Source organism: Paenibacillus sp. JT22N1, assembly GCF_059692155.1.
The window spans coordinates 461,130-477,756 of record NZ_JCAUAW010000003.1 but is presented as its reverse complement, the minus strand read 5'-3'; the positions used below and the strand labels follow the sequence as shown (position 1 = coordinate 477,756).

Annotated in this window: 10 protein-coding genes; all 10 read left to right on the top strand. The window is 47.6% G+C overall.

The features are described 5' to 3' along the window. Window positions 1–182 precede the first annotated feature (182 nt). Window positions 183–3,668, top strand: coding sequence for an AAA family ATPase (locus tag AC58UU_RS08550; RefSeq protein ID WP_497314671.1), 3,486 nt, complete (start codon window positions 183–185; stop codon window positions 3,666–3,668). Between the two features lie 45 nt (window positions 3,669–3,713). Further along, on the top strand, window positions 3,714–4,193 hold the full coding sequence (locus AC58UU_RS08545) for an NUDIX hydrolase (protein ID WP_497314669.1): 480 nt from the start codon (window positions 3,714–3,716) through the stop codon (window positions 4,191–4,193). Between the two features lie 171 nt (window positions 4,194–4,364). Then, on the top strand, window positions 4,365–5,462 hold the full coding sequence (locus tag AC58UU_RS08540; protein ID WP_497314667.1) for a chymotrypsin family serine protease: 1,098 nt from the start codon (window positions 4,365–4,367) through the stop codon (window positions 5,460–5,462). 152 nt (window positions 5,463–5,614) lie between these two features. Beyond that, a complete protein-coding gene (locus AC58UU_RS08535; RefSeq protein ID WP_497314665.1) occupies window positions 5,615–7,561 on the top strand; it encodes a stalk domain-containing protein in 1,947 nt (648 codons plus the stop codon). A 273-nt stretch (window positions 7,562–7,834) separates the two neighbouring features. Then, window positions 7,835–8,860, top strand: a complete 1,026-nt coding sequence (locus AC58UU_RS08530) for a LacI family DNA-binding transcriptional regulator (RefSeq protein WP_497314663.1) — start codon at window positions 7,835–7,837, stop codon at window positions 8,858–8,860. A 32-nt stretch (window positions 8,861–8,892) separates the two neighbouring features. Next, window positions 8,893–9,777, top strand: coding sequence for a carbohydrate ABC transporter permease (locus tag AC58UU_RS08525; protein WP_497314661.1), 885 nt, complete (start codon window positions 8,893–8,895; stop codon window positions 9,775–9,777). Continuing rightward, a complete protein-coding gene (locus AC58UU_RS08520) occupies window positions 9,767–10,597 on the top strand; it encodes a carbohydrate ABC transporter permease (RefSeq protein WP_497314659.1) in 831 nt (276 codons plus the stop codon). Before AC58UU_RS08525 ends, AC58UU_RS08520 begins: the two co-directional genes overlap by 11 nt. Window positions 10,598–10,697: 100 nt before the next feature. Continuing rightward, window positions 10,698–12,047, top strand: a complete 1,350-nt coding sequence (locus tag AC58UU_RS08515; RefSeq protein ID WP_497314657.1) for an ABC transporter substrate-binding protein — start codon at window positions 10,698–10,700, stop codon at window positions 12,045–12,047. A gap of 92 nt (window positions 12,048–12,139) precedes the next feature. Next, window positions 12,140–15,853 carry a glycoside hydrolase family 31 protein gene (locus tag AC58UU_RS08510; protein WP_497314655.1) on the top strand — a complete coding sequence of 1,238 codons (3,714 nt, stop codon included), beginning with the start codon at window positions 12,140–12,142 and terminating at the stop codon, window positions 15,851–15,853. Next, a complete protein-coding gene (locus AC58UU_RS08505; protein WP_497314653.1) occupies window positions 15,850–16,476 on the top strand; it encodes a thioesterase II family protein in 627 nt (208 codons plus the stop codon). The genes AC58UU_RS08510 and AC58UU_RS08505 overlap by 4 nt, the downstream gene beginning before the upstream one ends. The last annotated feature ends 151 nt before the right edge of the window (window positions 16,477–16,627 follow it).

The following is a 16,627-nucleotide window of genomic DNA, read 5'->3' as shown; positions in this document are numbered from 1 at the left end:
AGAAGTAGCTGCATTTTAGTAGTTGCGGATTGGTTACAGGAAAATAAGCGTTTTGTGCCCAATAAGTGCTTGTGGATAACTTTGAAAAACTTAAGCTGTTTCTTATGTTAACCAAGGAAAAAACAGATGAAACATATCATATACAAGCGATTCTAGTGCTTTTATGAAAGGAGGACAAGCGTATGCGTCCAATTCAGTTGCAAATGTCCGGGCTTCAGAGTTATCGGGAAATGCAGACGATCGATTTTAGCCAATTAGTGGATGCGGGCGTGTTTGGTATATTTGGACCAACGGGCAGTGGGAAATCTTCGATTCTAGATGCGATCACGCTATCGTTATATGGCAAAGTGGAAAGAGCTAGCGGAGGCACGCAAGCGATTATGAATCATGCGGAACAGACGCTGTTCGTTTCTTTTACGTTTGAGCTGACGAATGCGGCTGGCACTGAGCGTTATCGTGTCGAGCGGCAATTCAAGCGCGGAGCAGAGATGTCCATAAACGGGACAATTACTCGGCTTTTACATATCAAAGGGACCGAGACCATCGTACTTGCGGATAAAGCGGGTGAGGTGAACCAACAGGTACAGCATATTCTGGGTCTGTCAATGCAGGACTTTACGAGAGCTGTCGTGCTCCCGCAAGGGAAATTCGCGGAATTTCTGACGTTAACCGGCAAGGATCGTAGGCAAATGCTGCAGAGGCTATTTCACCTTGAACAGTATGGGGACCATTTGAGCGCGAAGGTCAGTTCCAAAGTGAAAGAAACGGACAGCACAGTAAAACAGCTTGCAGCAGAGCAGCAGGGGCTTGGTGATGCTTCAGAAAGAGCGCTAGAAGAGGCTAATGCCAGACTTCTGGAAGCAGAACAAGAAGCGGTTCGATGTCGTCTTCATTTGGAACAGCAGGAGAAGTCTTATGACGAGCATAAGCAGGTGTTTCAGTGGCAGAGTGAGAAAGAAGCACTGGAAAAAGAAAGGCAAAAGCAGCAGGAACAAGAGGCGTTAATCAATGAGAAGGAGCTGCTTCTTCAAAAAGCAGAGCAGGCCGAAAAGGTGAGACCCTATCTGGAGCAGCATGTTTTGGCTTCCAAAGATGTGTTGACAGGGAAAACGCAGCTTGAGATTGCTGCAGCTTCACAGCAAACAGCTGAAACATCGTATCAGCAAGCTGTTCACCAATTTGAACATGCGCAGCAAGAGCTGGCTTTACAGGAAGGGCCGCTTTTATTGCGTTTGGACCAGCTGCAGCAAGCTCTTGTCATTCAACAGGAGCTTGAACAAGTTCAAATTCAAATCCAAACCGCTCAGAATCAAGAAGCTGAAGTCAAGGCGACTTTAACGCATTTACAGGTTGAAGTGAGCAAAAACATAGAAACAAAACAAAAAGCAATTCTTAAACAAACCGAGCTTAAAGATCAGTTGAAGTTGGTGGAAACCACATCTGTATCCAGACAGCTATTACAATCTGCGTCTCAAGAAAAGAAGGCCATTGAACAACTCCAAGCCCAAGAGGTTGAAGCAAAGAAGGCCAGAGAAGAAAAAGCTGGCGCTTACTCGGCAGTGGAACAAAGTCAATTGCAATTGGCAGCCAAGCAGCAAGCCTTTCAGGTTAAATTGTCAGGATGGCTGAAGGAATTGCAGGAAACTGGTACTGAGGTTAATTTCCAAAATGCAGCATTCACCAAGTTCGTTCCAGCTTTACAAGCTTACAAAGAGAGGCAGAAGCTGAGCTGGAAAAGGCAAGAGCGTCATGCTTTGGCAGCGATTCTTGCCAGTGAGCTTGTGGATGGGGATCACTGTCCAGTATGTGGTGCGACAGAGCATCCGTTAAAACAGCATAGCGAAGCCCCAACTGAAACTGCAAATGATCTAGAGGCAAATGAAGAACTGCTTGGACAAGTAGAAGAGCTGCTTCAGCTTGCAAAAGAGCGTCAATTCACGGGGCAGCAGCTGCTGCGTAGATTGGGAACCGTCTATCAGCAAGCTGTTGATCTGGCTGTTCCAAATTTATCCAGACGGGGACAGGGCGAAGTAAATAGTGAACAGTCCCCAATGGCATGGGGTGAGGCTGCTGCCGGAAAAGATGTAGGAGCTTATGCCATTTTTGGGGCGCTTCATGAAGAGATTAGTTTTGAGGCTTTGCGTGAGGAATGGAAGGTTATGGAGGCAAGCCTATCTACCTGTATTTACCAGTCTGAAGAACTTGAACATTCTTTTCAAAGTCTGCAGAAAGAGCATGCACTTCTCGCACAACTATTCATGCAAGCAGGTGCTCAGATGCAAGCGGCTGCGAGCTTATTATCGGAAGCGGATAGCAGGTTAACTTCAATAACAACAACGCTAGTTGAGCAGTTAAAAGTTTGGCAAGAGCGTTATGAGGAGCTTTCTTGGATAGACGTGGAGCGACAGCTTGAACAGCTTCTTGCCAATGAGCGATTGGCTGAGGAGCTCCGCGGCCGAATTGAGAAGAGCATCCCGTTTCTTGACGAGCTGAACGGGAAGATCGACGAGCTCCAGCGCGCCGCACTGGAGCAGGATCGTACTGCCCTGCAGCTGCATGAACGGCTGCAAGGCCTGGCGCAGCTCGCCGCCGACAAGTCGCGGCAGCTCGCTTTGCGCGCACCCGGCGCGGCTGTGCCGCAGCTCATCGCGGAGGCGACCTCCGCGCTAGAGCAGCTGCGGCAGCTCGCGCAGCAGACAAAGCTCGCGCACGCTGCTGCGCAGCGCGAGCAGCTCCTGGCGGCGCAGCGCTACAGCGCCGCCGCCGAAGCCGCAGCCGCCGCCGCGCGGCAGCTGGCGCAGACCGAGCGCGCGCTGCACGGCGCGCTCACGGATAACGGCTTCGCGTCGCGCGAAGCCGCAGAAGACGCGGCGCTGGCGCCTGAGCAGCGCCGCCAGTGGGCGCAGCTTGCGGCGGAGCACCGCGAGCGCGAGCAGGCGCTGCGCGCCCAGCTGGCGCAGCTGGCAGCGAAGCTGCAGGGCCGCGAGCTGAGCGCGGACGAGTGGGCGCAGTCGCAGGCGCAGCTTAGCGCCGCGAAATCGGCAGCCGAGGCCGCGCTCGAGACGCGGGCCAAGGCGGCGCAGGGCGCGAGCGAGCTCGCTTCGCGGCATGCGCGGTGGTGCGAGCTTGAGGCGCGTCGCGCTGAACAGGCGACGCAGCTGGAACGGCTTGGCAAGCTGCAAGCTGTGCTTAAGGCCAATGCCTTCGTCGAATACCTCGCCGAAGAGCAGCTCATGCAAGTTAGCAGGGCGGCCTCGGAGCGGCTAAGTGAATTGACGCGTCGGCGCTATGCGATTGAGGTCGACTCTGGAGGAGGCTTCGTCATCCGAGACGACGCCAACGGCGGGGTAAAGCGCCCGGTAAGCACGCTGTCGGGCGGTGAAACATTCCTTACCTCGCTGGCGTTAGCGCTTGCGCTTTCGGCACAGATCCAGCTGAAAGGGGAATATCCGCTTGAATTCTTCTTTCTCGATGAGGGCTTCGGTACGCTCGACCAAGAGCTGCTGGACATGGTCATCGGTGCGCTTGAGAAGCTTCATATGGACAGTCTAGCCGTGGGCGTCATTTCCCACGTTCCAGAGCTCCGTGCTCGTCTAGCTCGTAAATTAATCGTTCTCCCAGCAGAGCCGTCTGGGCGCGGGAGCCGTATTGTAGTTGAGGAACTATAGCTTCTTCTTGTATACTGCTCAGAATTTACTTAGGAAGGTGAACATTTGTTAACTTTCGAAAGACAAAATAATAAGTTTAATTTTAGAGTTGCAGGGATTGCTATCCATAACAACAAGATCCTCCTACATACAACTCCAGATCATGATTACTGGGTTTTACCTGGAGGACGTGTGGAATTTAATGAATCAACTAGTGATGGAATCGTGAGGGAAATACAAGAAGAACTGGGTGTCTTAGCGCATGTGGATCGTCTATGTTATATTCATGAATTGATTTTTACGGAAGTTGGTAAAAACTTTCATGAGCTTGGATTTTATTATTTGATCTCCCTACCAGAGCATGACGAAATCATGAATAAGGATTCTGAATTTAATGGGATTGAAGACGGTGGCAGATTGATTTTTAGGTGGTTTTCATTTGAAGAATTAAATCAAATTGAGGTGTACCCCGAATTTATAAAGAGAGATTTTCATGTCCTATTGACATCTGAAATTATAAAGCATGAAGTGACTAATGAAATATAAGAACATAGACTTTAACAATTTATTTCTCAAATGAATATCCCTTTCCATGGCTAACGACACCGTCGTTAGCCTTTTTTTACATCCTAATACATCACCTTTAGGTGAAGTCATCATGCCGATTCGTACAGGTTGGCATACACTGCAACATCTTTACGGAAGAGGAGAATGTGAATGGCTACATTTAATGAGGCGCTTAAACACAAGGACAGAATTTCCCCCGTTTTACTAAAAAGAGCCGAGGTTATGGCAGTAGGTGTTGGCTATGCTGATCCGAGTAAACCGGCACTCGGAGCAGGCGTTGTTGTTTACACGCATCAAAAAATCTTCTCCTCAAGTTTGAGTAGCCTCAAAGGAGTAGTTGCCAAAGCAGGCACGGCTGTTCCCGTTCGTTTTGTACCTTCTGGGATGTTTAAAACGAATGTCTCATCTTCAAAACCAAAAGCCATCAGGCCAACACTGTTTGGCGGTAGAATTCGTCCAGTGCCAGGCGGTGTAAGCATTGGTAAACCAGATCCGTCCTCTACAGGAACGGCAGGTTTGATTGTAACAAGAAATAAACAGCTTTACATCCTGGGCAACAACCATGTTCTCATCAAAAACAACTCGTCAGACTTTTCAGCAACCGTGCAACCAGGGCCAGCAGATGCTGCAATTTCCGGGAATACCATAGGTAGAGCTTTTCGATTCGTCAGATTGCGCCCGGGTGGAGTCAATTTCCAAGATTCAGCGATCGCAAAACCGATTTCAAAGAGTTTATTGAAACCGAGATACTTATTCAGTGCAAGTGGGCAGCTGGTTACAGTTCCTGGACATTTATTAAGCTATCCAGTGGGACTTCAAGTGTTTAAATCGGGTCGTACAACTGGTTTTGTTAGAGGAACAGTAGAATCCAATAATGTGGATGTACGTGTTTCTTATGGAGGAACTTTAGGAACATTATTGTTCCGAAATCAATCGGTTATTAGGGGGAATACGGGCGCTGTTTCACTCCCTGGTGATTCCGGTTCCGTGTGGCTCCGTGCATCGGATAGGTTTGCGGCGGCGCTCAATTTCGCGGGTACATCGGATGGTCGCCGTTCGATTAGTAATCCAATTGGAATAGTTATGTCCACGTACGGGGTACGTACTGCCATTCCGGTCTCAGGAGGTACCTTCAAAGGCGGCGCCATAAAAGGAATTGCTCCGCGAGGTAATCTTCGCTACGTTCAGCCCTTAACAGATGAACAACGTAAATGGCAACGCGCTGTACTTGTCAAATCTTCCAAGTAATTACCGTCATCTTATCTCGAAACCAATGAGTTAGTCTCATTGGTTTTTTTGTCTTTATTTATTTTTCGGCAAAATGCTACTTTATTCCATTCGAAACGTATTAGTTATGGACATAAAAAACTTACAACAGGGTCGAAGGGAGTCATCTTATCTTGAACATCACGAAAAAAAGAATCGGAATAATGACGTTGGCTGTAGGAATTATCGCAGCTAGCCTAGCAAGTGCGCCGGCGCCTGCTCGTGCAGACATCGTATGGGATCACTGGCAGAAAGCAGAGTCACTTCGTGCAAGTGGGAATAAAGATGAGGCTGTGCCGCATTGGGAATTCCTGGCTAATCACTATGCGGGCACTGGAGAATGGGAGAATGCAGCTTTATTCAATGGAAACTTGGCCGCCTATTACGATACTATGGGTGATTACGATCAAGCGATTAGCTATTACGAGTCCGAAAACGAATATTGGGTGAAAGCAGGGAAGGATTGGGGGGCAGTTAAGCTGCAGCGTGCCGATCAAATTCGAACAACGGTTGAATTGTATAGACAGGATCGTAATGAAACGACGGTACAGCAATTAGCACTACCTAAGAACAGCCAATTGGCCAAGTTTGAACCTACATATGGCACTTATCTTGGGATATACTCGGAGCAGGATCCCAAGGTGGGTAATATTTTTACGAAGATGGAAACTGTTTATGGTAAAAAGCACGCGATTTATTTGGCTTATTCACACTGGGGTCAAGGATTCCCTGCTTCGTATGCGAAGAGAGCTAAAGATGCAGGTGGCGCTTTACAAATTGCATGGGAACCTGACGATGGCCTAGATCCGGTTACAGACGGCACCTATTTGCGCAAATGGGCACAAGATGCCAAGGCGGCAGGAATCCCGATCTTCTTGCGTTTTGCAGGGGAGATGAATGGTGCTTGGGTCAAATGGCATGGAAACCCTGCTCAATATATTGCTAAATTCCGTATGCTGCACGATGTATTCGCTGCTGAAGCACCGAATGTCGCGATGGTTTGGAGTCCTGGCGATGTACCAGCGAATGATATTGACCCTTATTATCCGGGAGATGCTTATGTAGACTGGGTTGGGGTTAGCTTATATATTGAGCCTTATGAAAACGGGGATCCGTCACTGCCTTCCATGATTTCTACGAGTAGTGTTGAGAGGTTAACGAGGCTTTACAACACCTATTCGAACCGTAAACCGTTAATGTTAAGTGAAACGGGAGTCCCGCATTACGCGCATTCGGCAGGTGAAGACTTCACGGAATGGGCGAAGCTTAATCTGCAGCGTTTATATGAGATTATGCCTTATAAATATCCAAGATTGAAGGCTATCACTTACTTTAATGTCGATCAAAAGATGGACAACGCGAAAAACGACTATTCACTTTCCACTTCCTCTGAGATCCAAAATTACTACAGCAAGTTAATTGCTAATCCTTATTTGTTATCCAAGGTAACAGACGCAGCAAAACCTACTGATCGTATGGGTTATGTACCCGTAGATGCGAATCATCAGGCTTTTACGAAACAAACCAAGTTAATTCCCTTTGTCAAAATACCTGACGTTTACATTGGCAAAGTAGAGTATATCTTAAACGGACAAGTGATTGCTTCTCAAACAGATCTGCCTTATGGTCTGGAGCTGCGAGCAGGTGATGTTCCGGAGGGTTCCGTCATTCAGATCAGGGTATATAATAAAGCAGGTAAACAAACAGCTTTACGTACCTTCGGCTTATCTTCACAAGTATCTGTTGAAATTGATGGGAAAGAGCAGAAATTTGAGCAAGCGCCTGTCATTGTAAAAGGATCAACATTAACGCCGCTGCGTGCGATTTTCGAAGCGATGGGTGCAACCGTTGATTATGAGGCAGCAACTAGAACAGTTACAGCCAAAAAAGGAAGTACAACGTTACGCCTAACTCTTGATCAGAAAACAGTGTATGTGAACGGCCAGGCTGTGCAGTTAGATGAGCCAGCTCAGCTGGTGAACGGTTATACACTTGCACCTGCTCGATTTGTTGGAGAAACATTTGGCGGCAAAGTCGCTTGGGATGGCACAAGTAGAACGGTCACGATTACAACCAAATAGAATTTACCTACCACAAAAGCTGCTCCAACATCTGATCAATAGTCAGAGCTGGAGCAGCTTTTTATCTTATTTTCAAAAAAGTTTGATCAAATACGGCCAGCGCAGCATGAAGTTGCACGAAATTCGCCCATTTCAAATAGACATTAAAAATAATTTAGTTAAACGCGTAACTGATAAATCAATTTAATGGTAAAAAGATAGCGCTATCATATTGTAATATCGACAATTGTGTCTTATAATCTAGTTAAACGTGTAACTAAAGAGGGTTGAGGAATGAAAAAACCAACAATTAAAGATGTGGCCAAAGTCGCAGGCGTTTCAGCAGCCGCAGTGTCCTATGCATTAAACGGCAGAACGGATAAAGTCTCCAATGAGACAATCGAGCGCATTAAGAAAATTATTGAAACCTTAAACTACATACCGGATTTCTCAGCGAGAAGTTTAGTCAAAAACCAATCCAAGTTGATTGGCATCGTGATTCCACAGACAGAATCCCACAAGCAGCTTATACTTGAAAACCCTTTCTACAGCGAAATGATTAGTGGAATTGAAGGCAAGCTTCGCGAGTATGGGTACCACCTCTTGTTATCTGGAGTTAACCAAGGGGAAAGTTATCTGGATTTATCCGTTCAGCGTAATCTGGATGGTGCTATTATGATGGGTATTTATCCCGAACAGTTTTATGACGGCTTTAAGAAGATTAATATTCCGATTGTCCTGATCGACAGTTACATTAACGACAGTTATTTCAAGCGAATCGGCATTGATGACGAGTACGGCGGATATTTGGCGACAAAGTACCTGATCGATAAGGGTCACTCCAACATTGGACTCGTGACCGGAGCGATTCGTAAAGACGGTGTTGTTGAGAAGCGTTTCCTCGGCTACAAACGTGCGATTCGTGAAGCAAACTTCTTTTATAATCCCGACTATGTGTTTGAAGAATCCATGAGTTATGAGCATGGTGTGGCTGCAGGTCAGCTCATCGCAAAAAAGTTTCCCGAGATCACCGCTGTATTTGCTACGGGGGACATGGTTGCATTCGGAGCGATTCGGAGTTTGATGGACATGGGTAAAAAAGTCCCGGAAGACATCTCAGTCATTGGCTTTGATGATATCACGATGTCGAAGATGTTTATCCCGCCACTAACAACAATCCGGCAAAATATAACTGAAAAAGGAGCTATTGCGGCCGAACATCTCATCAACATGATTCAAGGCGGCGTGGAGCAAGAAGCGAATGAAATTATGCTGCCGCTAACGATTGTGGAGAGAGCTACAGTTAGACCCAGGGAATAATTAGCACGTAGGAACCGGAAAAGGAGAACGTCATGGTCGGACAAAAGGGATTTTCCAAAGCAGTTGTTATTATCGGATTTTTATTGCCAAGTTTAGCGGGGTTGTTTCTGTTCCAACTCATCCCGATGCTTTCATCCGCTGTCATCTCCTTTACGAATTGGGATTTGTTAACCCCGGCGAAGTTCGTTGGGGTGGATAATTACACGGAAGCTTTGCAGGATGAGAAAACGCTTACATCACTGATGAACATTCTTCAGTACATACTTGGTTACTTGCCATCTGTTCTTGCTTTTGGTTTATTGTTCGCCGTTTTACTGAATAGGAAGCTAAGGGGTATTAAGCTTTATCGAATTTTCATCTTTGTACCCGTTATCACATCGTGGGTAGCTGTTTCCATCGTATGGCGCTGGCTGCTGAATGGACAGAGCGGACTCATTAACTACTTGTTATCACTAGTCGGAATACAAGGACCTGTATGGCTGCAGGACTTTGTATGGGCAATGCCCTCCATTATAGCAGTGAGTGTATGGAAGGATATCGGCTATGTGACCGTCATACTTCTTGCGGGGCTGCAGGATATTTCAGAGGATTACTACGAAGCAGCGACGATTGATGGTGCAGGTGGGTTTGGGCAGTTTTTCCGTGTAACGCTTCCGCTGCTCACGCCTAGTATTTTTTTCGTACTTGTCATATCCCTCATCAATGGCTTCCAGCTCTTTGATCAGGTGCTAGTTATGACGGGTGGCGGTCCGGCTGGTCAAACGAGCACGCTTGTGCAGCAAATTTATGGGAATGCTTTTCAAAGTTATAAAATGGGCTTTGCTTCTGCGCAGTCATGGATCTTATTTGTAATTATTTTCGTCGTCACCATCGTTCAGCAGCAGCTTCAGAAAAGGTGGGTTACCTATGACAGATAAATATATGCCGTATCGGAACCTGCTTTCACATCTCATTTTGATTGTGGCGGCTGTCGTTCTCATGTTTCCTTTCGTCTGGATGCTGTCGGGTTCATTTAAGGATAACTTGGAAGTCGTCAGAATGCCGCCGGATTTAATACCCGATACTTTTAAATTCAGCAACTACGTCGAGATTACGAAATACTTTCCGATCTATCGCTTTTTGGGCAACAGTGTAGGCGTTTCCTTAGTAACGACGGCAGCACAGATTGTTGTGTGTGCGATGGCTGCATTTGTTTTTGCTAAAATACCGTTCCGCGGTAGGGAAACACTATTCGTTCTCTATTTAATCACGATGATGATTCCTATGCAGGTGACGATGACTCCGCTCTTTATCGTATTTCAAAAACTGCACCTGACGAATACGTATTTAGGTCTCATTTTGCCAGGAATCTTTAGTGCTTACGGGACTTTCCTGCTTCGACAACACATCATGACCATTCCTGATCCGTTGATTGAGGCTGCCAGAATGGACGGAGCCTCTTATGTGAGGGTGTTTGTGAGTATCATTCTTCCGCTTAGTAAACCTGCTCTTGCAACGCTAGCCATTTTTGCTTTCATGGCTTCGTGGAACAATTTTTTATGGCCGCTTATTATTACGAGCGATAAGGAGTTGATGACACTTCCGATTGGACTGAGCAAGCTTCAGGGCAGATGGGCGACGGAGTGGAACATTTTGATGGCGGGAAACGTGATCAGCTTTATACCGATTTTCATTGTGTTTTTGTTCGCTTCGAAATACTTTATTAAGGGAATGACCATGAGTGGCGTTAAAGGATAATGAGAGGGGTGATGGAAGTCGTTTGAGACGTAAGTGATGAAAATGAAAATAACAATGGTGAGTTAACTGAAGAAAATTCATAAGAAGAGAGGGTTTAAAGATGGTTACTAAAAAAACAGGTTGGGTCGTAGCGTTAGGTGTGGTTGTTTCTCTTGCAGCAACGGGGTGTGGAACGGATACGAAAAAAGAAGCTGCGTCAACGCCAAAACAAGAGCCGACGGCAGCCGCAACGGCAGCGGCAACACCGGAGACAAAGAAAGAACCGGTTACCCTCAAGTTCATGCAGTATACCGCTAGCGGTTCTCAAGAGCAGACGCTCGGCGATATGGTGAAAGCGTTCGAGTCGGCCAATCCTGACGTGAAGGTCAAAGTGGATATCGTCGATTACAATAACTACTACACGAAGCTCAATACACAGCTTGCATCGGGGGATGCGCCTGACGTATTTGAGGTCGGTTACGAAAACTTCGTCTCTTATGCAGCCAAAAATACACTAAAAGACTTGACGCCGATCATTGCGAAGGACACGACGTTCAAGCCGGAAATCTACAAAGGTCTCGCCTATGACTCTTTCAAATATAGCGGAAAACAATATGGAGTCGTAGAGTCATTTTCAGACGTAGTTCTTTTCTATAATAAGGACTTGTTTGACAAAAAGCAAGTTGAGTATCCGAAGGCTGATTGGACATGGAAGCAAGAACTGGAAGCGGCTCAAAAGCTAACTGACGCCAAAAGCGGCGTATGGGGAACCTACTCGCCAATTCAATTTTATGAGTTTTACAAAACAATTGCTCAGAACGGCGGTGGTATCTGGAGTGCAGATGGTAAACCTACAGTAAACAGTAAAGAAAATATTGAAGCCTTGAACTGGATGCTGGATAAAGCGAAAAAGTATAAAGTATCTCCGGCTCTTAACGACGATACCTTTAATCAACCGGATGCTGACTTAAACGCATTTAAAGCAGGTAAGCTTGCTATGCTGCGTGGCGGTATTTGGAACTTTGGCCGCTTTGCAGATGCCCCGTTCAAATGGGATATTGCACTGGAGCCTGGTAATACGAAGAAAGCACATCATTTCTTTGCGGATGGCCTTGTTGTTTCTGAAAAAACGAAAAATGCCGAAGCAGCTTGGAAGTTTATCAAATTCATGTCCTCCGATCCTTCCGTTGTTAGCAAACGGATTGAGAAGGGCTGGAGTGTACCGGCTGTTTCTGATGAAAAAGTCATGGAGGCTTATTTCAAACAAACGCCGCCAGCTTCGAAGAAAATCGTGCTTGAAGCTTTGAATTCGCTTGTACTGACGCCAGTAGGTCCAATTCCGGACAAATGGAACGACTTGACTAAAGCGATCGGCGACGAGCTGGATAAAGCGAAATTGAAATCCGATTATACAGCGGAAAAAGCACTAAATGAAGCGCAAGCGAAGATTGAAAAATTAGTAACTAAATAGCGTATTGCGGACATAGAGTCGGCAGGGAAGGGGCATTGTTGCGGCAACGGCCCCTTTCTCATTCATACACATAGGATGGAGTAGGAGGATTTATGGTGCAAACAGTAGATTCAAATCAAAATGTTACTTACTTTTTAGATGAACATACAGGTCAGATTACGATCTCTGGGCAGCTAGCCACTTTTAGAGATATTACTTTTTTGAGTTACGCACTTATCCAACGAGGTGAATTGGAGCGTGCATTACCTGTGCTGCGTTTGATGAGCAGCGATCAATTTAATGGACAGTTGACGCTGACGGATGCTGCGCTTCGGATATGGGTTTTCGGAGAATATCTGAAGGTAACGGAAGATCAGGATTTTAGGTTGGAGATAGAAGGGATTATCGAGGAAACCACCTTGCTTCTAGATAGCAATTGGCAGAAACCGCAGCCTCACTGGCTGCAGCGTGGAAGCGAAGGTATTTATTTGAGTCATTTGGCGATGTACTTCGCTGCTGTTCAAGCCAATATTCAGAACGGAGTTGGCGAGCGGGGTGTGCGTTTACTGAAGGCGATCCGTGAACTTGTTTTTGCTAGCTTCCTTAAAGAGGGCCGAGTTGTCAGCGAACTAGGTGACACAGCAATTCATGGGGATATCATCACAGCGGCGATTCCTTTCGGTATGCTGGGTATTGAAGACCGTATTCTGATCGAAGCGTTGTATAAACTGGAAGAAACACTTGTTAGTAAAGGTGTAAGATTCAAAGCTGGCGACACATTTTATGGAGGCTGTGAGCGGTCTGACCTAACCTGCCTGTTGGCATGGTACTACGCTAAAAAGGGGGACACGGTTCGAGCGAAAGAACTGCTCGCTCATGCGGAGTCGCGTCAGAAGGAAGATTCGAAGCTGTATGAAGTAGACACCTCTACAGCCAAGGAGCCTTTATTGCTTACGTATTGGCGTGAACATGCAGGGGAACCATCCGTCAGTACATTGGGGGGCGTACTGTTGGAGCTTGCACAGGCTGCACTTGTTTCAGGTGATGTCCGTAGCGAAAGCTTAGACAGCGTCTCTCTGGTGCATCAACCGACGGGTTACGATGACCCTTACGTCATCCTACCTTACGAGCGGTTTCCCCGTCATCCCGAAGCGGGGGATTCGGTGCTTGTACGCCTTTTGACTCAGCCTTTTCAGGCGAGTCAGGTCGTAACCGTGCAGGCCGCCGTGGGTGGAATTCCGGCGGCCGAAGCCGTGACCGCCGTCATGAAAGTGACGGACGGCGGGGAAAAGGTCTGGGAAGCGCAGCTTGGCCCTTACCTCGCAGGTGACGAGGTCAGCTATGCTTTTGCGCTTCAGAGCGGAAGTAAGTCGCTGAGTTCAGCGACTTACAGCTTTAAAGTGCGGACATGGACGGCGCTGGAGCGCGTCCATGCGCTGTATGAGACGACGGATGGCTTCGTCGTCGAATTAGCTTACGGTGCGGCGGACACCCGCACCGCTCAGTTGTCTTTCCGCGCCGACGCGAGCGGCGCGATCAAGCTGACGTTCGCCGCAGAGGGCGAACGCTTGCAGGGCGCGCCGGCGCAGCGGGCGGCACTGGCTGTTGGACGCGCACGGCTGGAAGCCGAGGTGCGCGGGGGCAAGCTTGCGCTCGCGCTGCGCAGCACGGAGGGCGTGCTGATGGAGGGCTTCGCCGCCGAAGGGAAGCCGCTTATCGAGGCTTTAACCGATGGCTCGGGATGCCTGCATAAGCTTCGCTTGAACTTGAAAACGAGGCCGGAACATCGGTGGTTCGGCATGGGGGAACGCTTTTCCCATTATGAATATTCGGGTCATGAAGTCGATCAATATGTGTACAATCAGTACCGGGATCAAGGCCTGAAGACCTACATGCCGGTTCCTTTTGCCATATCCTCCGGCGGATATGCGATCTTCGTGGATACGGCGCTTTATTCGACTTTCCGTTTTCATACACGGTTATCTGATCTTGTTGAAGTGGAAGCGGACGTGTCGCAGGCAAATCAACAGCTGGTTGCGTATTTATTTGCGGAGGAGCCGCTCGCGATGGTCGGACACTTCACCCATCTGTCGGGCAAACCTGTATTGCCGCCGAAGTGGTCGTTTGGACCATGGATGTCCAGCAATAACTGGGATTCCCAGGCAGAGGTTTTGAAACAGGCCGAGCTAACGGCGAAGTATCAGATCCCGTCCACTGTGCTAGTTATTGAGCAATGGAGTGACGAAGCGACGTTCTATATTTTTAACGATGCGCAGTACAATGTCAAAGACGGTAACCAACCGTTTCGCTATGATGAGTTCCAGTTCCCAGAGTGGGGCCGTTGGCCGAATCCGAAGGGGATGGTCGAAGAGCTGCATGATCAGGGCTTGAAGGTGCTTTTATGGCAAATACCCATTCATAAACATATGTATGGCGTTACTCACGGTCAGCGCGATCAGGATGAAATTACACTCCTAGAGCAAGGTTACTGTGTGAAAATGGCGGATGGGGAGCCGTACACATTGCCCTATAACTGGTTTAAGGATTGTCATATTCTTGACTTTACGAACCCAGAAGCGGCGAAATGGTGGTTTAATAAGCGCCAATACCTCGCAGATGAGATCGGTGTGGATGGCTTTAAAACAGATGGCGGCGAATTCGTCTTCGGTCACGATCTGCAGTTCTATGACGGTTCAACTGGCAGTGAAATGCGCAATTTGTATCCGAATTTATATGTGGGCAGCTATTACGATTTCATCCAGCAGTATGCCAAAGAGGGAGGCATTACCTTTAGCCGGGCGGGCTATACGGGAGCACAGAGGTACCCAATGCATTGGGCGGGCGACGAGCGTTCGACCTTCCAGGCTTTCCGTTCCTCGATGATTGCAGGGTTATCCAGCAGTATGTCGGGCATCCCGTTCTGGGGTTGGGACCTGGGTGGCTTTCATGGCGACATTCCGACGGCGGAGCTGTTTATAAGATCCACCCAAATGGCCGCATTTTGCCCGGTCATGCAGTATCATGCTGAAACGAAAGGCGAGTTCAATCAAGACAGAACACCGTGGAACATTGCTGAACGTACAAGTCAGCCGCTAGTCATCGATTTATACAAAAAGTACGCAGACATTCGAATGAACCTCTTGCCTTACATCTATGATCAAGCGATTCGTACCAGCCGAACGGGCCTGCCAATGATGCGTGCAATGTCCCTTCAATTCCCTGCTGATCCGCATTGCACCGAAATGATTAGTGAGTACATGTTCGGAGAAAGCTTGCTGGTCGCTCCGGTTACGGAGGAGGGCCATGGTGCTAAAGAGATTTATTTTCCGGAAGGGTCATGGTTATCATTGTTCGATCAGGAAGAAGTCCAAGGTCCGTGCTTGGTGAAAGTTGCTGCACCTTTAGAAGCTATCCCTGTTTATCAGAAACAGGATAGTGTCATTGCGCTCAATCTTGCTGAGAATTATTCACTTGGCGATCATGTGGGCAATAGAGTAAACGGCTATGAGCATTTGTGTTTCCGCGTTTATGTTGTAAATGAACTGCAGACAGAGTTTGAGGATGACCTAGGCAATCGTGTAACTATTTCAGCAAAAAGAGTAAGTGGTCAGATCCGTTTGCACTGGTCAGGCAGTATTAGTCATAATCAACCAATAACCTTTATTTTACATCAACCAGATGGAGTATCCATTGTTTCGAATTCAGAAACGGAACTCACACCAGTCGATCATGTGGAACTACTGCTTCCGGGTCATTATTTGATTAGCCAAAAGAATCTACTCATTACTGTCTCGGAATCGGCAGGAAGTCTGGTGATAGCGCAGTGATTTTGTTCGGGTTCCCTCACTGTGGAGATCATTCAAAGTCGTACCTTACTTGGAGCAGAGGATTACCCGCTCGTGTTAGGTTCCAACATATTGAACTGAGTCAGGCCCGATTATCCATGCAGGAGGTTTCCTCTGAACTGTGGGAGCAAGCTCTGCACGAGACCTGCCAATACGTCAAGCAGCAGGTGATGCCTGGTGAAGAATACGTGTTTATCGGCCATTGCTGGGGCAGCTTGCTTGCCTTTGAGGCTAGTCATCGCTTGAGAGTAGAAGGCATTGCTGAGCCACGGCACTTATTTCTATCTGGCTGCAGCGCCCCGCATCTTCTTCGGCCTCGCGGTGTACCGAATGGCATGCAGGGAGATGCATCTGAGATTGGCTGCCAGCCAGTGGAGGAATATCGTACTCAGCTCAATCGAGAGCCACTTCATGCCAGATTCAGTGTTTTTACAGGTAAGAAGGATGAACATGCGCTTGTTGATCATTTGTCGGAGTGGAGCCGTTATACGGCGAAAATATGCGATGTGCACGTTTGCGAAGGTGATCATCGCTACTGGCAATCGGATTCAAATAAATGGCTGCAGCTCGCACAAACGATTGTAGAAAGGGAATATCTGATGTAATCATACGGCGGTCGCGATTGTATAGGATTCGCGGCCGCTCAATATTGAAAGGGGGGATGCTTGGAGCAGCGCTTGGCGAGGAGTAACAGTTGTTGGAGCCTCAGAGTCATTCGTGTTTAGCAAACAAATTTCGGTACGAAAGGGGAAACGT